This window comes from Amycolatopsis sp. NPDC114484 (assembly GCF_055633755.1).
In genome coordinates this window covers 266726-287495 of record NZ_JBVKDQ010000010.1, presented here as the reverse complement: position 1 = coordinate 287495, position 20770 = coordinate 266726, and the positions used below count along the sequence as shown (strand labels likewise).

Sequence of the window (20770 nt, the reverse complement as noted above, 5' to 3'; positions counted from 1 at the left end):
TCCAGAATGATCGCCATGCCCCGCCTGACCGTCCTCGGAAGCTGTGGCGCCTGGCCGGAATCCGGCCGCGCCTGTGCCGGATTCCTGCTGTCCCACGAGGATTTCCACGTCGCGCTCGACCTCGGCTACGGAGCCGCCTCGCAGCTCTTCCGGCACGTCGCCGCCGATCGGCTCGACGCGATCGTCGTGACGCACGAGCATCCCGACCACATCGCCGACGTCAGCGCGCTCGGCCGGGCCCGCCACTACACGACCGACCGCGAACTCCCGATGCACTGCACTCCCGGCACCGTGCGCCGGCTCGCCGCGATGGAGCCCAGCCCGGCCCCTGACGAGATCTTCGACCTCCACGACCTCGGCCCCGGGACCGACCTCGGCCCGTTCCGGCTCACCACCGCACTCCTGCCGCACCACGTGCCGAATTACGGGGTCCGGCTCACCACACCCAGCTACACCCTCGCCTACACGGGCGACACCGGCCCCGCTCCGCAATTGACCGGCTTGGCCCGCGACGCCGACGTCCTCATCTGCGAAGCCACCCTGCAAGGCGCACCACCGGACGGCCCCCGCTACCTGATGACCGCCGCGGAAGCAGGCCGGCTCGCCGCGTCGGCGAATGTCGCGACCCTGCTGCTGACGCATTTCTGGCCGGGTTCCGACCGAGCGGTTTCGGTGGCCGAAGCCCGCGCCGAGTTCTCCGGGGAAGTGCTCGCCGCGGAAGAAGGACTCATGCTGAATCACGCATAATCGCGCGCACCGTAAAACCGCGATCAATCACCGCACGCTTTCGCGTGGTCACCAGAGCAGCGCGAAGAGCAAACCGAACCGGAGCAGGTACCGTAAAGGCATCCGGCAATCGCGAATGTTTCACGCCGCACGGAGGCATCGGCTCAACCGATCGGCGGCGATCCCGGTTGGACAACCGAAGCAGTCCCACCACATGAGACGAAAAGCGACCGGAGCCGAGGCACCACACCGGACGCACCTGGGACCAAACTCGGCAACCGCTCGGTCCCAGGCGAACCACGCGACGCATCGAACCCAGCAACCACACGAACCCAAGCACCGCAAGCGGTCCGCGCAGACCAGCGTCCGCACCGGGAACGATCAGCGCCTCAACCAGCCGCCAGTACGAAACGGACTCAGCACTTGGCCCCGGGAACCGGCGTCACGAAGCTGTCCGCGACCCACTTGCCGTCGGCGATCTTCCGGAACCCGTTCTGCACCACGGGTTGTGCGTCGAACTCCGCGCCGCGCAAGTACTTCCCGATGACTTTCCCGTTACCCGCGGCGGCTTCCCGCGCGTTGAGCACGTCGGCGGTCACCGAGACCTTGCAGCCGGTCGGGGATCCCTGCGCGTCCGCCTGGCCTTTCTGGCCGAACGCGTAGATGACCACGACCGCTGCGATGACTCCGATAATAATCAGTGTCTTCTTGGGCAAACCCAGAATCACGGCCGCTCCTCAGTCGCGAAAAACCCCTCGTCCAGAGTAGGGAGTCCGACCGGGCCCGGACAGGTTCGCGCCGCCATTCCACCCGGAGGTGCCAATCCTGTCACCGACACAACACGAAGAGTGACAAAAAGAGAAGGGCACCTCGGAAGACTCCTCCGAGGTGCCCTTCTCCCTAACGGCTAAAGAAAGATCAGCCCTGCGCGATCTTCTTGGCCAGGTTCTCGTCCAGCGTCGCGAGGAAGTCCTCGGTCGTCTGCCATTCCTGGTCCTTGCCGACCAGCAGCGCGAGGTCCTTGGTCATCTTGCCGCCCTCGACGGTGTCGACGACGACCTGCTCCAGCTTGTTCGCGAAGCCGATCAGCTCCGAGTTGCCGTCCAGCTTGCCGCGGTGCTCGAGGCCCCGGGTCCACGCGTAGATCGAGGCGATCGGGTTCGTGGAGGTCGGCTTGCCCTGCTGGTGCTGGCGGTAGTGCCGGGTGACCGTGCCGTGCGCGGCCTCGGCCTCGACCGTCCTGCCGTCCGGCGTGCGCAGCACCGAGGTCATCAGGCCGAGCGAACCGAAGCCCTGCGCGACGGTGTCGGACTGGACGTCGCCGTCGTAGTTCTTGCACGCCCAGACGTAGCCGCCCTCCCACTTGAGCGACGCGGCGACCATGTCGTCGATCAGCCGGTGCTCGTAGGTGATGCCCTTGGCGTCGAAGTCGGACTTGAACTCGGTCTCGAAGATCTCCTGGAACACGTCCTTGAACATGCCGTCGTAGGCCTTGAGGATCGTGTTCTTGGTGGAGAGGTAGACCGGGTACTCGCGGTCGAGGCCGTACTGCAGCGACGCGCGCGCGAAGTCCTCGATCGACTTGCGGTAGTTGTACATCCCCATCGCGACGCCGCCGCCCTCGGGGAAGTTCGCGACCTGGAACTCCATCGGCTCGGAGCCGTCTTCGGGGGTGTAGGTCATCGTCAGGGTGCCCGGGCCGGGGACCTTGAAGTTGGTGGCCTTGTACTGGTCGCCGTGGGCGTGCCGGCCGATGATGATCGGCTTGGTCCAGCCGGGTACCAGCCGCGGCACGTTCCGCATGACGATCGGCTCGCGGAAGATCACGCCGCCGAGGATGTTGCGGATGGTCCCGTTCGGGGACACCCACATCTTCTTCAGGCCGAACTCCTCCACGCGCGCCTCGTCGGGCGTGATCGTGGCGCACTTGACGCCGACGCCGTGCTGCTTGATGGCGTTGGCGGCGTCGACCGTGATCTGGTCGTCGGTGCGGTCCCGCTCCTCGATGCCCAGGTCGTAATAGTCCAGGTTGACGTCCAGGTACGGGTGGATCAGCTTGTCCTTGATGAACTGCCAAATGATGCGGGTCATCTCGTCGCCGTCGAGTTCGACAACGGTGCCCTGGACCTTGATCTTGGCCATGAGCAGCGGTGCTCCTTCCGCGGATCTTCGCGTTCGCTTCTTCGCTCTCCGATAGCGGTACAAGCGTACTGCTTAACAGAGCTGGATGGTTCCAGAAGTGGTCGGAATCAAGTCTCTACCACCCTTGACGCGACTCTCCGACCGGGCACGATCCAGACGCCCGCGAGGGGGAACCGGACGGGCCCGGCGACCATCCCATCGCGTAACCACAGCCTGGGAGGCCACACCATGTCGTACCCCGCGTCCTACCCCGCCCAACCGGCGATGGTCAGCCAGCCCGCCGGCCGCGCCGCCGCGCGCGTGCTGAGCGGGCTGTGCGGCCTCGTGCTCACGCCCATCGCGATCGGGGTGCTGGCTTTCGGCGGTTACCGCCAGCAGACGCGGGTGTCCGCGACCTTCGCCGAACACGGTGACAGCCTCGGCACCACGCTGATGGTGCTCGGCGCGCTGCTGCTCGTCGGGGTGGCCGTGCTCGGCGCGTGGTCGTCGACCGGACCGGTCGTCGGCGGGGTGGTCTGGGGCGCGCTGCCCGGGGTGGTCACGCTCGTGTCGCCGCGGACGGGAATCGACCTGCTGCGCCTGCTGCCGGGCAACGAACTGGCGGCCGGATTCGGCGGCTGGCTGGTCTCCGGCGCCTTGCTCGGCACCGGATTCCTGCTGGTCGGCGCGGGCCTGGCGGCGACGCTCGTGCGTCGGCGCAGGTAGCGGCAGGACGGCGCGGGCCCGGTGAGACTATTTGCAGATGGGATTGTTCACCGTAGCCGAGGCCCGCACCGAACTCGCCCGGTTGCTTCCCGTTCTCGCCGAACTGATCCGGGTCCGCGCCGACGCCGCCGAGCTCGCCGCGTCCCTGCGTCCGGGCGGGCGGGACACCAGCCTCGGCGGTCTGCCGGAGTGGAAGGCCGCGCAGGCCCGGCTGGACGACCTGATGACCGCGATCCAGGCGACCGGGGCCGAGCTGAAGGGGTTCGCCCCGCTGCTGGTGGACTTCCCGGCCTCGCTCGACGGCGACGACGTGCTGTTGTGCTGGCTCGAAGGCGACCGCGAACTGACCTGGTACCACCGGGCCGACCTCGGTTTCGCCGGCCGTCGCCGATTGCCCGGATAATCACTGGTCAAGCCCACTACGGTGGCTAGGTGAGCACACTTTTCGACGCCGACGCGGCGGGATACGACGAGGACACCTTCCACCCGTACGTGGCCGAGCAGCTGATCGGCGGCCTGGCCCCCAAGCCCGACCTGCTGGTCGACATCGCCGCCGGAACCGGCGCGGCAGCCTTCGCGGCGTTGCGGCTGCTGGAACCGGCCGCGGTGTTCGCGATCGATCTCTCCCCCGCGATGATCGAGATCGCCCGAGCCAAGGCCGCCGACCGCGACCCGGACGGCCGGATCTCGTGGCACGTCGGATCCGCGATACCGCTGCCACTCGGCGACGGCGAGGCCGACGCGGTCGTCTGCGCGTCCGCACTGCACTTCCTCGGCCCGCGCGCACTGGCCGACTGGCGGCGAGTGCTGCGTCCGGGCGGCCAGCTGGCGTTCAGCATCGTGTCGTCGGAACGCTTCAAGCCGACCGGCAAGTTCGCCGACGTGTTCCCGCGAGACCTGCGCGTCCCGGGCACCCTCGACGAAGCCGCCGCGCTGGCCACCGAGGCGGGATTCAGCTCGGCAACGGCACAGCACGTGACGCTCGATCAGGGTGACCGGGTACGGCAGGTTTTCGCGGTCTTCGCGGAGGCCTAGCGGTGGTAGTGCGCCTCGCCGTTGGTGGCAGCGGCGGAGGTGCAGTGCAGGACGAAAGTGACGTCGAGGTCGGTCACCGCTCCGTCGGCCGCGCGAGTCAGGCGGGTCACGGTGAAGTCGGCGGTCGAACCCGGCTCGGCGCAGGCGCCCGTGCCACCCGCCCGGGTCCCGCGAAACGCGATGAAGCCGGGCGTCGCGAGCTGCGGCCGCCGAGCTCCAGCCGGACCCAATCCCAGCCGTCAGCCGACTCGGCGTCCACCTTCGCCGCGTCGCCGTACTCCCACGCCGTGACCTCGCCCGCACCCCACGAAGCACTGCCTTCGAACGGGTACGCGCCGGCTTCCGCAGGTGCAGCTGAACCCGATCTGGTCGGCGTGCGCGACCGAGGATTCCCTGCGCTGCGGCGAAAAATCCCCCGTTCAGCCGTGTAGCCGCGCGCCCTTGAGGATCTTGTCCACCGCGTTCTTCGGCCCATGCACAGCCATCCCGGCCAACGCCAGCTTCTCCTGCGGCACCGCCCGCACCGCTGCGCGATTGTCGACGTCATTGCCGGTCTGGAACAGCTCGTCGGTGAAGATCGAGAACCGCAGACCTCGCGTGAGCGCCCGGCGGTGCGCCAGCGCGAGCGTCTCGGCGGTGCCCGCGAACACGAGTACCGGCTGGCGGAACATCGGCAGGTACTCGGTGTCGTCGGCGTCGAGGTAGGGCTCGCCGATCAGTTCGGGCGTCGTGTGGGCCACGCCGCTCACCAGGAACGCCGTGACGTTCAGCCGTTGCCACGAGGCCAGGTCGTCCCGCAGCAGCACGGCGATCTTCGTGTCGAATCGGTTCATGCGAGCCAGCATCGGCGCGGTGCCGCGTGCGGGTCTTGTACGTTTTGAACATGACGGTGTCGGCCTGGCGCCCTTCGGTGCCTGGAATCGCCGAGGCGTTCCACGCCCGGTTCACCGACCACGCCTACCCCGCGCACACGCACGACACCTGGACGCTGCTGATCGTCGACGACGGCGCGATCAGCTACGACCTCGACCGCCACCACCACGGCGCACTCGGCACGGCCGTCACGCTGCTGCCGCCGAACGTCGCGCACGACGGTCGCGCCGCGACCAGCCAAGGCTTCCGCAAACGCGTGCTCTACCTCGACGCCGACGTACTCGGCGACGACCTGATCGGAGCCGCCGTCGATCAGCCGAGCCTGCCGGATCCGTTGCTGCGCACCAGAATCCACCAGCTGCACCAGTCGCTCGCCGAACCGCTGGAAGCCGAAAGCCGCCTCGTCCTGGTCGCGCAGCGGCTGCGCAGCCACCTCGGCCGCCCGGACGTCGCGCCACCCGATCGCACCCTCGCCGACGACCTGCGCGACCTCCTGGACGAACGCTTACCCGATTCGCTGACCCTCGCCGACGCCTCCGAGGTACTGGGCGCGCACCCGGTCCACCTCGTCCGCGCCTTCGGCCGCCGCTTCGGACTGCCGCCGCACCGGTACGTCACCGGCCGCCGCGTCGACCACGCCCGCCGCCTCCTGCTCGACGGCACCCCGCCCGCCGCCGTCGCCACGACCGCCGGGTTCACCGACCAGGCACACCTGACCCGCCACTTCCGCCGCTACCTCGGCACCACCCCGGCCCGCTTCGCACGCGGCTGACCGGGCGGTTTGTGCGAAGATGACCCCCATGCTGCGCGAACTGCACCTGACCGGCGACCCGGCGGCCGACAAGCTGCTCAACGACGACCCGTTCGCCCTGCTCACCGGGATGCTCCTGGACCAGCAGTACCCGATGGAGCACGCCTTCGCGGGCCCGCGGAAGATCGCCGACCGGATGGACGGGTTCTCGCTGCAGAAGATCGCCGCCACCGACGTCGAGGCATTCGTCGAGATGTGCGTCGTATCGCCCGCGATCCACCGCTACGGCGGTTCGATGGCCCGTCGCGTGCACGCGCTCGCGCTGCACATCATCGAGAACTACGACGGCCGCACCGAAGGCATCTGGCTAGACGGCCGCCCCAAGCCGGACGGCGAAGAGGTGCTGAAGCGGCTCAAGGCACTGCCCGGTTTCGGCGAGCAGAAGGCGAAGATCTTCCTGGCTCTGCTGGGCAAACAGCGCGGCGTGGCCCCGAAGGGTTGGCGAGAAGCCGCAGGCGCGTACGGAGATCGCGGCTCCCGTCGGTCCATTGCGGACGTGACGGACGCGAAGACGCTCGGCGAGGTGCGCGCGTTCAAGAAGGCCGCGAAGGCTGCCGCCAAGGCGAACTGACTCAGCCCCGCGCGAACCAAACCACGTCCGGTTCCCCGCGCGGCACCGGAATCTCCACCACGTCCACCTCGGCGAACCGTTCCCGCAACCGAGCCGTGAACCCCGGTGCCGCGCCCGCGCTCCACACCGCCAGCACCCCGCCCGGACGCAGCAGCTGAGACAACCGGGCCAGGCCGGAAGCCGCGTACAGCGAGGCATTCCCCTCGGTGACTGTCCACTCTGGACCATTGTCGATATCCAGGCACAGCGCGTCGAACGTCTCGCCGGTCGTCCGCAGCCACTCCAGCAGATCCGCCTCGACCACCGTCACGCGCGGATCGTCCAGCGCCGCACCGTGGACCTCGCGCAGCGGGCCGGTGCGGTTCCAGGCGATCACCGCCGGTTCCCGTTCCACCACAACCACAGAACCGACCGCACCGTGATCCAGCGCGGCGCGCAGCGAGAACCCGACGCCGAGGCCGCCGATCAGCACTCGCGCGCCGGGCGCGAGCCGGTCGGCCGCTCCGGTCACGAGCAGCCGCTCCGACTCGCCGTTTCGGGTGTCCATCAGGAACATCCCGTTTTCGATCACCTCGAACTCGGCGCCGTCGCGCCGCAGCACCAGTTCTCCGCCGTGCCCGGGCACGGTCTCCAGTACCTCCGCCACGCCCGGCAGCTTCTCAGACCGCGACCTCCTCGCGGACCTCAACCCGCTTCCTCGTGCCCCAGAAGAACACGACCACCAGCGCCGCCGCGGCGGCGAGGATCGCGGCGATCTCCGGCAGGACTGTCGCCCCGGCCGAGGTCAGCACCGCGCCGCCGACGACGCCGGACAGGCCGACGCCCAGGTAGATCGCCGACGCGTTGAGCGACAGCGCGAGACCGGCGTGCCCCGGCGACAGCTCGATGAGCCGGTGCTGCAGCGGCGGGCTGAACGACCAGTTCGCCAAGCCCCACACGAACAACGTGATCCCGGCCCCGACCACAGTCGTCGCGGTGAACGGCAGCAGCACCATCACCGCGGTGAATCCGATGAGCACGATCAGCAGCGGCTTCCGCGCGCCCCACCGGTCGGCCGCGCGGCCACCGGCGAAGTTGCCGATCGCGCCGCCGATGCCGTAGCAGAACAGCAGCACCGTGATCGTCCCGCCGGAAACGCCCGCGGTGGCGGTGAGGACCGGCGACACCAGGGTGTAGACCATGAACGCGGCGAGGCAGGCGAGCGTGGTGGTGACCAGCAGCGCGACGACCCGCTTGTCCCGCGCGACCGCGAACCGCTCGGCGAGCCCGACCACCGGCGGCGGCGCGACCTTCGGCAACGCGACCCGCACCCCGAGCGCGCCGAGCGCGGAGAGCGCGGAGAGGATGCCGACGAACAGGAACGCGCCCTCGTAGCCGAACTGCTGGGAGATCACGCTGCCCAGCGGAACGCCGAAGATCAGCGCGATGGTGAGTCCCCCGAACACCAGCGAAACGGCTCGGCCGCGACGTTCCGGCGTGGTCAGCTCCGCGGCGACGGCGGTGGCGGCCGGGGTGTAGACGGCGGCCCCGACCGCCGTGACGACCCGCGCGATCAGCAACGTCGTGTACCCCGGCGCGACGGCCGCGAAGATGTTCCCGACCGCGGCCACCGCGAGCGCGGCGACCAGCAGCGTCCGCCGTTCCCACCGGCCGGTGGCGGCGGCGAAGAGCGGCGAGCCCACCGCGTATGCGATGGCGAACGAAGTGACGAGCTGCGCCGCGGCCGTCGCGGAGATGTGCAGCTCAGAAGTCAGTGCCGGCAGCAACCCGGCCACGATGTAGCCGCTGGTGCCGACGCCGAAGGCCCCGAACGCGAGCACCGAGTTCCGGGCCGCCGCCGAGGACGAGACGCTGGACATGAATGTCCCCCCAATGAGACCTGAACGGATAGTTCGACGAACGTCGTAGTTCGATGACGACCGTACACGGCGCGGGCGACAATTTCGACAGCCGTCGTACTATGGACTCATGCCCGCCTCTGTGCCCCTGCCGCCGCTCGCCTATCCGGACCGCGACGAGATCACGGTCGAAGCGGTGCTGCGCGCGCTGGCGGACCCGGTCCGCCTGGCGATGGTCCGGCAGCTGGCGAACTCCGGAACGGAGATCTCGTGCAGCGGTTTCGAGGTGCCGGTGACCAAGTCCACACTCACCCATCACCTCGCGACCCTGCGCCAGGCCGGGGTGATCGTCGGCCGCCAGGAAGGCACCACCCGGTACAACTCCTTGCGCCGCAACGATCTCGACGCGCTGTTCCCCGGCCTGCTCGACGGCGTGCTGGCCGCGCCGCGCTGAGCGGTCGCGCTACGTGGCGGGCCTCACCCGAATACCGGGATGACAAGGCCGCCCTCCATCGGTTCAACTAGAGCGAGACAGCACGACGACGTCGGGGCTGTCTAGTTTTTTGCCCTCGTTCTAAAGCGCTTCAGAAGCCTGTGACCCAGGCGCTGAGCAATCGATTTCTCCAGGAAGGGAGAGCCGTGCCCGTCGCGTTGCTCGCGCTCGCCGTCGGTGCCTTCGGCATCGGTACCACCGAGTTCGTGATGATGGGTGTGCTGCCCCTGACCGCCGCGGACTTCCACATCGACATCCCGTCCGCGGGCTACTTCATCTCCGCCTACGCGCTCGGCGTGGTGATCGGCGCGCCGCTGCTCACCGCGCTGGCCGTCCGGTTGCCGCGCAAAACGATGCTGCTGGCGATGATGGGCCTGTTCACAGTCGGCAACGCGCTGTTCGCGCTGTCGCCGAACCAGGACTTCGGCATCGCGTTCCGGTTCCTCGCCGGCCTGCCGCACGGCGCGTTCTTCGGCGCGGGCGCGGTCGTCGCGTCCAGCCTCTCGCAGCCCGGCCAGCGCGCGAAGGCCGTGTCGATGATGTTCATGGGCCTCACGCTGGCGAACGTCATCGGCGTTCCGCTCGGCACGCTGCTCGGCCAGCAAGTCGGCTGGCGCGCGACGTTCGGCGTCGTCGCGGTGATCGGCCTGCTCGCCATCGCCGCCATCGCGAAACTGGTGCCGCACCAGGGCCGCCCGGACGACCCGTCGCTCCGCGGCGAACTCGGCGCGTTCCGCCGGCCGCAGGTATGGCTGGCGCTGGCGATCGTGATGTTCGGACTCGGCGGTGTGTTCGCCTGCATGTCCTACATCGCGCCGATGCTGACCGATGTCGCCGGATACTCGCCCGCCAACGTCACGGTGCTGCTCTCGCTGGCCGGCGTCGGCATGACGATCGGCAACTACCTCGGCGGACGGCTCGCGGACAAGAAGCTGATGCCGAGCCTGTACGTCGCGCTGCTCTCGCTGGCGACCGTGCTCGCGATCTTCACCGTGACCGCGCAGGGCAAGGTCGGCGCGGCGGTCACGATCTTCTTCGTGGGAGTCGCGGGCTTCATGATCGGCCCGATGATGCAGGCGCGGATCATGGAGAAGGCGGGCGGCACGCCGTCGCTGGTCTCGGCCGCGGTGCAGTCCGCGTTCAACATCGCCAACTCGATCGGCGCGTACCTCGGCGGCCTGGTCATCGCGGGCGGGCTCGGCCTGCTGGCCCCGAACTGGGTCGGCGCGCTGCTGGCCGTGCTCGGGGTGTCGATCGCGGCGGTGTCCGGACTGCTGGACCGGCGCGAGGCGCGGGTCCAGAAGGAACTCGCGCTCGCGTCCTGACTGGCCCCGTTAGGAGGAGGCGTCGAACGGGCCGCCGACGATCGACAGCGAGATGTAGAGCACCGCGGCGCACAACGCGCCGTAGGTGAGGATGTCGACGGCCTTGCCGCGAATCGCGAGCAGCCCGACGCGCTCCTCCGGCAGCACCGCGCGCAGCACACCGGCCACGAACAGGGCCACGCCGACCAGCGCCGCGCCCTCGCGCCAGTGGTACTGAAGGGCGCGTACCACTGCCGCCGCCAGCAGCAGCATGATCACCGCGAACGGCACGTGAACGAGCCAGGGACGATCGCCGCGCTGCCGTTGACCGGTCATCGCCATCAGCGGACGGCCGCGCGTTCCGCGGCCTCGACGACGTTGGTGACCAGCATCGCCCGCGTCATCGGGCCGACGCCGCCGGGGTTCGGCGACAGCCAGCCGGCCACCTCGGCGACCGCCGGGTCGACGTCGCCGGTGAGCTTGCCGTCCACATGCGAGACGCCGACGTCCAGCACTGCCGCGCCGGGTTTGACCATGTCCGGCTTGATGATCCCGGGCACGCCCGCCGCGGCGACCACGATGTCCGCGCGGCGCACCTCGGCGGCGAGGTCACGGGTGCCGGTGTGGCAAAGCGTGACAGTGGAGTTCTCGCTGCGGCGGGTGAGCAGCAGGCCGAGCGTGCGGCCGACGGTGATGCCGCGGCCGACCACGGTGACCTGCGCGCCGTTCAGCTCGACGCCGTGCCGCTTGAGCAGCTCGATGATCCCGTACGGCGTGCACGGCAGCGCGCCCTGTTCGCCGAGCACCAGCCGGCCGAGGCTGATCGGCGCGAGACCGTCGGCGTCCTTCTCCGGGTCGATGCGCTCCAGCACGCGGTTCGCGTCGAGGTGCTTCGGCAGCGGCAGCTGGACCAGATAGCCGTGGCAGGCCGGGTCGGCGTTCAGCTCGTCGATGACGGCTTCGAGCTTCTCCTGCGAGATGTCCGCGGGGAGGTCGCGGCGGATCGAGTTGACGCCGATCTTCGCGCTGTCCGCGTGCTTCATCTTCACGTAGGAGTGGGAACCGGGGTCGTCGCCGACCAGCACCGTGCCCAGCCCAGGGGTGATCCCCTGCTCCGCGAGCGCGGCCACTCGCGGGCGCAGCTCCGCGAAAATGGCGTTCTTCGTGGCCTTGCCGTCGAGAATCTTCGCCGTCACGGCGGCCATTGTCGCAGAGCCGCCGCGGGCTGCCGGTCAGGAGTGGGTTCTGCACTCTGTGTGTCCGCGACACCACCCGATCGGCCCGCGCGTCTTCCGTCGAATCAGCCGTCCCGGGTCTTAAGCTGGAGAGGCTCCACCGCATCACCCACCCTGGCGTGTGACCCGTGCCATATCGCGTCCGCCGAGGTCAGCGGGCTCGTCTACCGGCCCGAGGGTGGCAAAAGCCCTATGCGGGGTGCGTTCGCGCGCGCGAACAGTCAAAATGTTCTCTGTGGCACAACCGACGACGCAGCTGAACGCGACGGAGCAGGACACTCTGGTCAAGCAGATCGGACTGGCACTGCTTCGCGCCGCCCCGCGCGACTGGCGCAAAGTCTCCGCGGAGTACCGAGCCGTCGGCAGGTACCACGAGCTGACCGGCGAGATCGTGCTCGAAGACGGATCCGCCCAGGAATGGATCGCGACGCACGACATCGCGACCCTCTTCGGCAGGCTCCGCGCGGGCATGTACCGAGACGGCCGCGGCACCTGGTTCAACGCGCGGTACCAGCTGGACCACCCCTCCAGCTACAACCTCGAGTACAACCGCGACGAGCCGCACTGGCACCTCGCCCCGCCGCCCCAGGCGTACTCCGACGAGCTGCGGATGTTCCCGCGCACCGAGGAGAACGTGCCCGAGTGGCTGATCCGCCGGATGTCCGGCCTAGGCCCGGAACAGCCCGGACCGCACTTCCGCATCGCCCGGATCTTCGACACCATCGGCCCGGCCGGCCGCCCGGTCATCAACCGTCCTGATCTGGACGTCGACGAGCAGGACCGGCTGCTGGAGTACCTGGACCACGCACCCGTCGTGGTCCAGGACCGCGGCTACGACATCGACCGGCTGGCCCAGACTCCGGAAGCGACGGTGCCGGTCGCCTTCCACAGCGACGGCCACTGGATCTGGCCCGCCGCGGTGAACTTCTACCTCCGCACGTACGGCGTCTCGCCGGAAGCGGACCTGATCGAGCACATCCGGGCCAACGGGTTCCAGCTTCCGCAAGTGGACGAGCTGACCCTGCAAGGGGCGGCGGGGTATCTGACTCGCGGGAGCCAGACTCCCCAGCAGCGGCCCGCTCCTGGGGCTGGTGGGCCTGGCGCTGGTGGGCCGGGCGGGGCCGGTGGACCTGGCTCCGGCGGACCTCTCGCTGGCGGCGCCGGTGGTCCTGGTGGACCTGGTTCCGGTGGACCTGGCGGTCCTGGTGGACCTCTCGCTGGCGGAGCCGGTGGGCCTGGCGCTGGCGGACCGGGCGGGCCCGGAGGTGCTGGGGCGCCGGGCGGTCCTGGCGGGCCGAACGGCCCCGGCGGAGCGGGTAATCCCGGCGGCGCAGGCGGACCGAATGGCGTTAGCGGACCCGGCGGATTCGATTCCCACGGGCCTGGTTCCGAGGGACCGGGTGCTGACGGCCCCGGTTCCGGCGGCGCTGGTTCCGGCGGACCCGGTGGCCTGGGCGCAGCCGGAGTCGGCGCAGCCGCGGCCGGACTCGGCGCGGCCGGTCTGGGCGCAGCCGCGCTCGGTGCGGCCGGTGGAAGGGGCGGCAGCCCCGACAACTTCCACCCGGCCGACGACTTCGGCGCTCCCGATTCCGGCAGGCCCGGCACCACCAACCGACCCGACGGTCCCGACAACTTCCGCCCAGCCGACGACTTCGGTGCCGCCGAGCCCGGCAGGCCCGGCGGCTCAGGTTCCGAAAGGCGCGGCCCAGCCGACGAATTCGACAACCGCAACTCCGGCAGGCCCGACGACTTCCACGCAGCCGAGGACTTCGCCGGTCCCGGCAGGCCAGCTGGCCCCGACAGCTACGACTCGGCAAACGAGTTCGGCGCCCCGGGTTCCCGCAGGCCCGGCGCAGCCAACGACCCCCGCGAGGCAAGCGGCCCGGACGATTTCGGTCACGACGGTCACGGTCACGACGGTCTCGGCGCGGCCAACGAGTTCGACGCCCCCGATTCCGGGAGGCCCGGCACGGCAGGCGGCCCAGAAGGTCTCAACCAAGCCAATGAATTCGGCCGCCCCGGAACAGCCGGCCGACCGGACGGGCCTGACGGGTTCAGCCGAGCCGACGAATTCGGCAGGCCCGGCGAACCCGGCGCGATGGACGAATCCGGTTTCAACGACCACGGCGGCCCCAGCGCACGTGGCGCGATGGACGAACCCGGTTTCAACGACCGCGGCGGTCCCGGCGCACGTGGCGCGATGGACGAATCCGGTTTCAACGACCGGAGCGGTCCCGGCGCACGTGGCGGTTCGGAGGATCCCTTCGAGCCCAACGGGCCAGCCGCACGCGGTTCGGACAGGCGCGACCGGCCTGGTCCGCAAGGCCCGGGCGGGCAGGACGGTCCCGGCGCGTCGAGCGATCCGCAGGGCACGCGAGTGTCCGGGCCGGACAGTCCCGGCGGGTCACACGGACTGGGCGTAGCCGCTGCGGCGGGAGTCGCCGGTGCGGCAGGAGCTGCCGGGTTCGTCGGCTCGCGCGGAGCTGACGAGCAGGCCGACCCCCGCGACGCCGACGGCTACGACCAGCACGGTCAGACCGGCGGTTACGACCAGCCCGGCCACGCCGAGGGCTACGACCAGCACGACCAGGGTTACGACGAGTCCGGCCACGCCGGTTACCGCGACTCCGCCTCCCACGGCGACTACGACGAATCCGCACCGCACGACGGCCGCGGATACGACGCCGAACCGCACGGGTACGACGAGCACGAGAGCGGTTACTCCGACCAGCACGGGTACGAGGACGCCGCATCCCACGAGCAGTACGCCGAGCCGCACGGATACGACGAAGCCGCCGGTCAGCACGGTCACGACGAAGCGGCTTACGACGAGCCCGCGCGCCACGGCGACGCGGCAAGCGGCTACGACGACGCCCACGGGTACGACGAGCACCTCGACGCGCACGGGAGCAAGGTCCCCAGCGCGTTCGAGCAGCCTGCCGCTCCGCACGCGGAGGACGGGCTTGTCGGCGCGGATGGCCTCATCGGTGCCGACGGGCTCATCGGCGCGGACAGCTCCGCCGACGAACCCGCTGCCTCGAACCGGCACGACGCCGAGCCGGACACAGGCCGTCGCGGTGCGGTGCCGGAGGAGGGTCGCCCCGGTGACCAGGAGGGTGGCCGTCGGCGGGCCCAGCCGGATGCCGAGTCGGACGACAGCCGTCGGGAAGACGTGCGGCTGAACGCCGAGGACGGCGGACGGCGCGGCGCGGAACCCGACAGTCAGGCCGAACCGGCGGACGAGCACGGCAGTCACGTCGGCGCGGCCGCGGCCGGGATCGCCGCGGCCGGCGGCTTGGCCGCGGCGGGGATCGCCGCCGCGCGCGGCCGGGGTCGCGAGAAGGAGGCCGAGGGTCGCCACGGCACCGCGCCGGAGCATCCCGCGGAGCCGCCGTTCGAGCAGGACTTCGACGGCGCGCAGTACGACCGCTACGACGACGGTCATTACGACGACGAGGACCACACCGACGTCCACCACGACCTCGTCCCCGGTCGCAACGGCACCGGTCCGGGACACCCGGACGACGACGAGGACCAGACCGACGTTCACCAGCCGGTCGACGCCGGGCACGACGAACCGGTGCTCTTCACGCACGGCAACGAACCGTCCCGCGACGACGACGAGCAGCGGGCCGAACTGTTCACGCACTCCAGCGCGTACGAGGACGACAACCGCCACGAGGCCGAGTACGACTCGGGCCCGCCGACCGCGATGATCATGCCGGGGGCGGAGATCCCCGGCGGGCTTCCGGTGCCGGAGATGCCGATGCCCGCGCCGTCCGGCGGGCGGCGCGCGGCACGGGAGCAGGCCGAACCGGCTCCGGTGGCGCGGCGGGAGCAGCCGGCCGAACCGGAGCTGGCCGAGCTGCAGGCGAAGCTCGACGAGCTGGACGTGCCCGAGGCCGCGTACCGGCTCGGCGGCCCCACCGAACGCGGATGGAGCGTCGAGCAGGTAGGCGAAGGGTGGCGCGTCGGCTGGTACGACGGCGAGCTGATCAACCCGGCGGTGTTCGGCGACGCGGAGGACGCCGCGGCGTTCATGCTCGGCAAGGTGCTGCTGTACCCCGACGGGTATGTCGCGCCGGAAGCCCCGGCACCGGCTGAGCCAGTCGCGGACGCGCCGAAGCCGCCGGTGGTGGCGACGTTGTCGCCGGAGATCGCGACGGGCTCCTTCCCGGTGCGGCCCCGCGAGAACGTGCCGCCGCAGGAGCAGACCGCGTTCACGCCTGCCGATCAGCTGCTGGCCGACGACGAACCGCCGGTCCGGCAGTCCCCGCCGCCGGCTCCGCCGACGCAGATCGCGGCACCCGTGAGCCCGCCGACCCAGGTGGCCCCTCCGGTCAGTGCCCCGCCGACGCAGGTCGCCTCGCCGGTCAGCGCTCCGCCCGCCCAGGTCGCGCAGCCGGTCAGCCCGCCGCCGCGGCGGGAACCGCCGGTGCGGCGCGAGGAACCGGTGCGCGCCAACGGAACCGGCGGCAGCGGGCAGTGGCCGATCGTGCCGCTGTCCGGGGAACCGCCGCTGACCCTGTTCCGAGGCAAGGAACTGCGCGAACTGCCCGCGGGCAGCGAACTGGACCGCTTCGGCGGCCCGAACGGCAACCTGACCTACGCGGCGGGCACCCCGTTCGAGGAGCGTTCGCTGGTGCCGGAGTGGGTGAACCGGCCGTACCACGTGTACCGCGTGCAGCGGCCGCTCGAAACCCTTGCCGGGGTGGCGATCCCGTGGTTCAACCAGCCGGGCGGCGGGTCGGCGTACCTGCTTCCGGCGAGCATCGAAGAGCTGCTCGCCGAGGGCGACCTGATCGAACTCGACCCGGGCGAACCGCCGATCGACTGAGGACGCGGAGAAGGGGCGGGGCCTGCGGGCTTCGCCCCTTTTTCGTGCCTGGAAGCGAGCTACTTGACGACCAGGCCGTGAGCCGCGGCGAACGACACTGCCAGTTCGACGTCCACGTACGCGCCGCGCAGATCTGCCTGCACCAGCCCGTTCGCATCGACGACCGCGCCGCGCAGGTCGGCTCCGGGAAGTTTCGCGCCGATCATCCGGGCCCCGGACAGATCCGTGCCCCGCAGATCGGAATCCGTCAGATCCGTCTCGTTGAGGTTCACTTCCCGCATCCGCAGACCCGACAGGTCCAGTTTCCGCAACCGGCCGCGCGCGAACGACGCCAGCGACAGGTCGCATTCGGTGAGCGCGATCCCGGTGTACCGACAGTCCACAAAGGACGAACCAAGCAGCGAGCACGACGACCAGCGACTGTCGGCGAGCACTGTCCGGTCGAACGTGCACGAGCGGAACGCCGACGCGTCGTGCCGCGAGCCCGCGAGGTCGACCTTGGTGAAGTCGCAGTTGTCGAAGGTGCAGCCGCGGGTGCGCAGGTCGCGCAGGTCCGCCTCGGTGAAGTCGCAACCCACGAACTGGCGTTTTTCCCACCACTGGCCGGAAAGTCGTGCTTCGGTGTAGTCCTCGCCGGTCTCCGTCACCCCGACAGGATGACATCAGCCCCGGCGCCGCCTCGTCGACGGGGTGGCTGCGAGCCGCCGGAAGGCGTGTGTCCACGAGCTGCCCGCCGGTCATCGGAAGTCCCGCGATCTCGTGGGAATCCGCAGCGTCAGCTGCTCGAGTTTCTGCGCGCGCACGCTCGCCACGCCATCCGCTTTTTCGAGCACTCCGTGCACCAGCAGCGCCGCGCTGCCCCGCGCGATCCGGTGGAACCGTTGCCACAGCCCGAGTGTGCAGATCACGTTCACCATGCCGGTTTCGTCCTCGAGGTTCAGGAACGTGACCCCACCGGCCGTCGCCGGACGCTGGCGGTGCGTGACCGCTCCCCCGACGAGCACCCGTTCCCCGTCGTCCCGGTCCAGCAGCTTGTCGGCGGTGAGCACCCCGAGCGCGTCGAGCCGGTCGCGGATGAACTCCGTCGGGTAGCTGTCCGGCGAGATCCCGGTGGCCCACACGTCGGCGGCGGCGAGGTCGAGCCCGTCCATCCCGGGCAGCATCGGCGCGTCCACGCCGACTCCGGTGCCGGGCAGTTTCTCCGGCCGGTCCTGCGCGACCGCGCCCGCGGACCACAACGCCTGCCTCCGGTCCGGGCCGAACGCGCTGAACGCGCCCGCGGTGGCCAGCGCCTCCAGTTGCGGCGTGGTGAGCCGGACACGCCTGCCGAGGTCGGACATGCTCTCGTACCGGCCGTTCGCCTGCCGTTCCGCCACGATCTCCTCGGCCAGCGTTTCGCCGATCATCCGGACCGTGCTGAGCCCGCCGCGCACCGCGTGGAGTTTTCCGTTGTCCGGCAACGCTTCCAACGTCGCGTGCGGGAGACTCCGGTTGATGTCCGGACCGAGCGTGGTGACGCCGTGCCGGCGCGCGTCCGCCACCAGCGACTGCGGCGAGTAGAACCCCATCGGTTGCGCCCGCAGCAGGCCCGCGCAAAACGCGTCCGGGTGGTAGTGCTTGAAGTACGCGCTCGCGAACACGAGATGCGCGAAGCTCAGCGCGTGGCTTTCCGGGAAGCCGAAGTTGGCGAACGCCTTGAGCTTCTGGAAGATCTTCTCCGCCAGCTCCGCGTCCAACTTGTTGGCGATGGCTCCGTCGAGGAACCGTTTGTGCAGCCGTTCCATTTTCCGCTGCGACCGTTTCGACCCCATCGCGTGCCGCAGCTGGTCGGCCTCGGCCGGGGTGAAATTCGCGACGTCCAGGGCGATCTGCATCATCTGCTCCTGGAACAGCGGCACCCCCAGCGTTTTCTCCAGGGCCTTCTCCAGCAGCGGATGGTCGTACTCCCACTCCTCCCGCCCCTGTTTGCGGCGGATGTACGGGTGCACCGAACCGCCCTGGATCGGGCCGGGGCGGATCAGCGCGACTTCCACGGCCAGGTCGTAGAACTTCTTCGGCCGCAACCGCGGCAACGTCGCCAGCTGGGCCCGGCTCTCCACTTGGAACACGCCGATCGCGTCGGCGCGGCAGAGCATTTCGTAGATGTCCTCGTCGTTGAGGTCCAGCTCGGCGAGATCGATCACCTCGCCCTTGTATTCTTCGACCAGGTCGAGCATGTAGTGCAGCGCGGAGAGCATGCCGAGCCCGAGCAGGTCGAACTTCACCAGCCCCGCCGCCGCGCAATCCTCCTTCTCCCACTGCAGCACGCTGCGGTTCTCCATCCGCGCCCATTCGACCGGGCACACCTGGCTCACCGGTTCCCGGCACATCACCATGCCGCCGGAATGGATGCCGAGGTGCCGCGGGAAGTCTTCGAGCGCGAAGGCGAGTTGCACGACATCGCGCGGGATGTCGTGGTCGTGGTCTTTTTCCGTGCTTTGCAAGGCACCCCAGCGGTCGATCTGCTTGCTCCACGCATCTTGCTGGCCGGGTGAGTAGCCGAGCGCCCGGGCGGCGTCGCGGATCGCGGAGCGGGCGCGGTAGGTGATCACGTTCGCGACCTGTGCGGCGTTGAGCCTGCCGTGTTTGCCGTAGACGTACTGGATCGCCTCCTCGCGCCGGCCGGACTCGATGTCGATGTCGATGTCCGGGTAACCGTCGCGGTCGGGCGCGAGGAACCGTTCGAAGAGCAGCTGGTACTCGATGGGATCGACCTTGGTGATCCCGAGCGCGTAGCACACCGCCGAGTTGGCCGCGGAACCCCTTCCCTGGCACAGGATTGCGCTTTCCCGGCAGAACCGGACGATGTCCCAGACGATCAGGAAGTACCCGGGGAACCCGAGCTCCTCGATCACCTCCATCTCGTGCTGGATCTGCTGCCAAGCCTTGTCTTCGTGGGCCTTGCCCGAGTAGCGCTCTTCGAAGCCAGCCTTGACGAGGTTTCGCAGGTGCGTGGTCTCGGTCTCGCCGTCCGGGACGTCGAACGGCGGCAGCTCCGGCGCGAGAAGCTCAAGCGGGAAGGCGCATTCCATGCCCAGCAGTGCCGACCGCTGCACCGCGCCCGGGTACCGCTGGAAGACTTCCGCCATTTCGTTGCCAGAGCGCAAGAACGCGGTGGCGTCGCCGGGCAGCCAGCCTTCGAGGTCGTCGATGCCGCGCCGGGCGCGGATGGCGGCCAGCGCGTCCGCGAGGCGGCCGCGTTCCGGGCGGGCGTAGTGCGCGGCAGTGGTGGCGACGGTGGGCAGGTTGAGTTCGCCGGCCATCTCGGCGAGCAGATCGTTGTGCACGCTGTCGAGCGGCTGGCCGTGGTCGATCAGTTCGACGTACACCTGGGTTTGGCCGAAGAGGTCGACCAGCCGGCGCAGTTCGGCGATCGCGGCGTCCGGGCCTTCGCGCACCAACGCCGAACGCACGGATCCCTTGCGACAGCCGGTAAGCACCGCGCATTTCCCCGCGACTTCCTCCGCCACCGCGGACAAGTCGTAGATCGGACGGCCTTTTTCGGCCCGCTCCGCTTTTTTGTCGTCGTGGCCGCGCAGCTGTCCGGCGGTAATCGCGCGGCACAGGCTGCGGTAGCCGTCGTCACCGCGAGCCAGCAGGAGGAGGTGTTCGCCTTCGGGGTCGGCGACGCCGTTCTGCGGCCCGGACAGCCCGAAGCTCAGCTCAGTGCCGAATACCGTTGCGACGCCTAGCTCCTTGGCCGCTTCGGCGAAGCGGACCACACCGTACATGCCGTCGTGGTCGGTGAGCGCGATCGCGTCGAGCCGCAGCCGCGCGGCTTCCTCCACCAACTCCTCGGGATGGCTGGCACCGTCGAGAAAGCTGAAGTTGGAGTGGCAGTGCAGTTCGGCGTACGCCACTCGCGGCCCGGATTCCAGGTCGCTGCGCGGCGGCGGGATGTCGGCGGGGCGGCGATACGCCTCGCGTTTGCGGCCCCACGCGGGACTGTCGCCGTGATCGCCGGGCGGCATCCCGCCCGACAACGCCCGCGCGAGGTCCTTCCACGGAACCGGCGGGTTGTTCCAGCCCATCGTCAGTCCACCCGGTTCTCAGGCGATCTGCGGGGTTGCGGGATCAGCAGCGCGACCGGCACCGGGTCGAACGGGCACGGCGGCTCCGCTGGGACGCGGGGCGTCGGCAGGTCGTGGTTCATCAGTTTCC

At 70.0% G+C, this 20770-nt stretch carries 18 protein-coding genes; 9 read left to right on the top strand and 9 right to left on the bottom strand.

The window, feature by feature from the left end; genetic code table 11:
* Window positions 1–15: 15 nt before the first annotated feature.
* Window positions 16–747, top strand: a complete 732-nt coding sequence (locus ACZ7SW_RS25240) for an MBL fold metallo-hydrolase (RefSeq protein WP_470232815.1) — start codon at window positions 16–18, stop codon at window positions 745–747.
* Window positions 748–1142: 395 nt separating this feature from the next.
* Here ACZ7SW_RS25240 and ACZ7SW_RS25235 read toward each other — a convergent pair whose 3' ends face one another.
* Together ACZ7SW_RS25235 and ACZ7SW_RS25230 are read right to left on the bottom strand one after the other, a co-directional pair.
* The gene (locus ACZ7SW_RS25235) at window positions 1143–1454 is read right to left on the bottom strand and encodes an SH3 domain-containing protein (RefSeq protein WP_470232814.1); all 312 of its coding nucleotides are present in this window, start codon (window positions 1452–1454) and stop codon (window positions 1143–1145) included.
* Window positions 1455–1644: 190 nt separating this feature from the next.
* A complete protein-coding gene (locus ACZ7SW_RS25230) occupies window positions 1645–2868 on the bottom strand; it encodes an NADP-dependent isocitrate dehydrogenase (protein ID WP_470232813.1) in 1224 nt (407 codons plus the stop codon).
* A 228-nt stretch (window positions 2869–3096) separates the two neighbouring features.
* On the opposite strand from ACZ7SW_RS25230, the gene ACZ7SW_RS25225 reads away from it, so the two are divergent.
* From ACZ7SW_RS25225 to ACZ7SW_RS25215, 3 genes are read left to right on the top strand one after another with little or no spacing between them, the layout of a single operon-like run.
* Window positions 3097–3573, top strand: coding sequence for a hypothetical protein (locus ACZ7SW_RS25225; RefSeq protein ID WP_470232812.1), 477 nt, complete (start codon window positions 3097–3099; stop codon window positions 3571–3573).
* A gap of 37 nt (window positions 3574–3610) precedes the next feature.
* Window positions 3611–3976 (top strand): DUF2203 domain-containing protein, encoded by a 366-nt coding sequence (locus ACZ7SW_RS25220; RefSeq protein WP_116201667.1) that lies wholly within the window; start codon window positions 3611–3613, stop codon window positions 3974–3976.
* A gap of 29 nt (window positions 3977–4005) precedes the next feature.
* Window positions 4006–4608 (top strand): class I SAM-dependent methyltransferase, encoded by a 603-nt coding sequence (locus tag ACZ7SW_RS25215; RefSeq protein WP_470232811.1) that lies wholly within the window; start codon window positions 4006–4008, stop codon window positions 4606–4608.
* 419 nt (window positions 4609–5027) lie between these two features.
* Here the strand turns inward: ACZ7SW_RS25215 and ACZ7SW_RS25210 are convergent, their stop codons facing one another.
* On the bottom strand, window positions 5028–5441 hold the full coding sequence (locus tag ACZ7SW_RS25210) for a DUF2000 family protein (protein WP_470232810.1): 414 nt from the start codon (window positions 5439–5441) through the stop codon (window positions 5028–5030).
* 50 nt (window positions 5442–5491) lie between these two features.
* On the opposite strand from ACZ7SW_RS25210, the gene ACZ7SW_RS25205 reads away from it, so the two are divergent.
* Both ACZ7SW_RS25205 and ACZ7SW_RS25200 read left to right on the top strand, forming a co-directional pair.
* Window positions 5492–6253, top strand: a complete 762-nt coding sequence (locus ACZ7SW_RS25205) for an AraC family transcriptional regulator (protein ID WP_470232809.1) — start codon at window positions 5492–5494, stop codon at window positions 6251–6253.
* A 28-nt stretch (window positions 6254–6281) separates the two neighbouring features.
* Complete coding sequence (locus ACZ7SW_RS25200; RefSeq protein WP_470232808.1) at window positions 6282–6863, top strand: HhH-GPD-type base excision DNA repair protein; 582 nt, start codon at window positions 6282–6284, stop codon at window positions 6861–6863.
* 1 nt (window position 6864) lies between these two features.
* Here the strand turns inward: ACZ7SW_RS25200 and ACZ7SW_RS25195 are convergent, their stop codons facing one another.
* Both ACZ7SW_RS25195 and ACZ7SW_RS25190 read right to left on the bottom strand, forming a co-directional pair.
* Window positions 6865–7509, bottom strand: coding sequence for a spermine/spermidine synthase domain-containing protein (locus ACZ7SW_RS25195; RefSeq protein WP_470232807.1), 645 nt, complete (start codon window positions 7507–7509; stop codon window positions 6865–6867).
* A 13-nt stretch (window positions 7510–7522) separates the two neighbouring features.
* Window positions 7523–8722 (bottom strand): MFS transporter, encoded by a 1200-nt coding sequence (locus ACZ7SW_RS25190; protein ID WP_470232806.1) that lies wholly within the window; start codon window positions 8720–8722, stop codon window positions 7523–7525.
* 109 nt (window positions 8723–8831) lie between these two features.
* Between ACZ7SW_RS25190 and ACZ7SW_RS25185 the strand changes: the two genes are divergently transcribed.
* Entirely contained in the window at window positions 8832–9155 is a 324-nt protein-coding gene (locus tag ACZ7SW_RS25185; RefSeq protein ID WP_470232805.1) for an ArsR/SmtB family transcription factor, read from the top strand.
* A 185-nt stretch (window positions 9156–9340) separates the two neighbouring features.
* Window positions 9341–10519 (top strand): MFS transporter, encoded by a 1179-nt coding sequence (locus ACZ7SW_RS25180; RefSeq protein ID WP_470232804.1) that lies wholly within the window; start codon window positions 9341–9343, stop codon window positions 10517–10519.
* Window positions 10520–10528: 9 nt separating this feature from the next.
* On the opposite strand, the gene ACZ7SW_RS25175 is transcribed toward ACZ7SW_RS25180, so the two are convergent.
* Window positions 10529–10840: a DUF3017 domain-containing protein gene (locus ACZ7SW_RS25175; protein WP_470232803.1), complete on the bottom strand. Its 312-nt coding sequence runs from the start codon at window positions 10838–10840 to the stop codon at window positions 10529–10531.
* Window positions 10840–11694: a bifunctional methylenetetrahydrofolate dehydrogenase/methenyltetrahydrofolate cyclohydrolase gene (locus ACZ7SW_RS25170; RefSeq protein WP_470232802.1), complete on the bottom strand. Its 855-nt coding sequence runs from the start codon at window positions 11692–11694 to the stop codon at window positions 10840–10842. Before ACZ7SW_RS25170 ends, ACZ7SW_RS25175 begins: the two co-directional genes overlap by 1 nt.
* A 274-nt stretch (window positions 11695–11968) precedes the next feature.
* Between ACZ7SW_RS25170 and ACZ7SW_RS25165 the strand changes: the two genes are divergently transcribed.
* A complete protein-coding gene (locus tag ACZ7SW_RS25165; protein ID WP_470232801.1) occupies window positions 11969–16570 on the top strand; it encodes a glycohydrolase toxin TNT-related protein in 4602 nt (1533 codons plus the stop codon).
* A gap of 59 nt (window positions 16571–16629) precedes the next feature.
* Here the strand turns inward: ACZ7SW_RS25165 and ACZ7SW_RS25160 are convergent, their stop codons facing one another.
* Window positions 16630–17217 carry a pentapeptide repeat-containing protein gene (locus ACZ7SW_RS25160; protein WP_470232800.1) on the bottom strand — a complete coding sequence of 196 codons (588 nt, stop codon included), beginning with the start codon at window positions 17215–17217 and terminating at the stop codon, window positions 16630–16632.
* A 90-nt stretch (window positions 17218–17307) separates the two neighbouring features.
* Complete coding sequence (locus ACZ7SW_RS25155) at window positions 17308–20640, bottom strand: error-prone DNA polymerase (protein WP_470232799.1); 3333 nt, start codon at window positions 20638–20640, stop codon at window positions 17308–17310.
* Window positions 20641–20770: the final 130 nt, after the last annotated feature.

Coding starts and splice junctions, on each gene's coding strand:
- ACZ7SW_RS25190 (WP_470232806.1), bottom strand. CDS start 8,722: ATGTCCAGCGTCTCGTCCTCGGCGGCGGCCCGGAACTCGGTGCTCGCG.
- ACZ7SW_RS25205 (WP_470232809.1), top strand. CDS start 5,492: ATGACGGTGTCGGCCTGGCGCCCTTCGGTGCCTGGAATCGCCGAGGCG.
- ACZ7SW_RS25220 (WP_116201667.1), top strand. CDS start 3,611: ATGGGATTGTTCACCGTAGCCGAGGCCCGCACCGAACTCGCCCGGTTG.
- ACZ7SW_RS25225 (WP_470232812.1), top strand. CDS start 3,097: ATGTCGTACCCCGCGTCCTACCCCGCCCAACCGGCGATGGTCAGCCAG.
- ACZ7SW_RS25210 (WP_470232810.1), bottom strand. CDS start 5,441: ATGAACCGATTCGACACGAAGATCGCCGTGCTGCTGCGGGACGACCTG.
- ACZ7SW_RS25240 (WP_470232815.1), top strand. CDS start 16: ATGCCCCGCCTGACCGTCCTCGGAAGCTGTGGCGCCTGGCCGGAATCC.
- ACZ7SW_RS25230 (WP_470232813.1), bottom strand. CDS start 2,868: ATGGCCAAGATCAAGGTCCAGGGCACCGTTGTCGAACTCGACGGCGAC.
- ACZ7SW_RS25200 (WP_470232808.1), top strand. CDS start 6,282: ATGCTGCGCGAACTGCACCTGACCGGCGACCCGGCGGCCGACAAGCTG.
- ACZ7SW_RS25155 (WP_470232799.1), bottom strand. CDS start 20,640: ATGGGCTGGAACAACCCGCCGGTTCCGTGGAAGGACCTCGCGCGGGCG.
- ACZ7SW_RS25175 (WP_470232803.1), bottom strand. CDS start 10,840: ATGGCGATGACCGGTCAACGGCAGCGCGGCGATCGTCCCTGGCTCGTT.
- ACZ7SW_RS25185 (WP_470232805.1), top strand. CDS start 8,832: ATGCCCGCCTCTGTGCCCCTGCCGCCGCTCGCCTATCCGGACCGCGAC.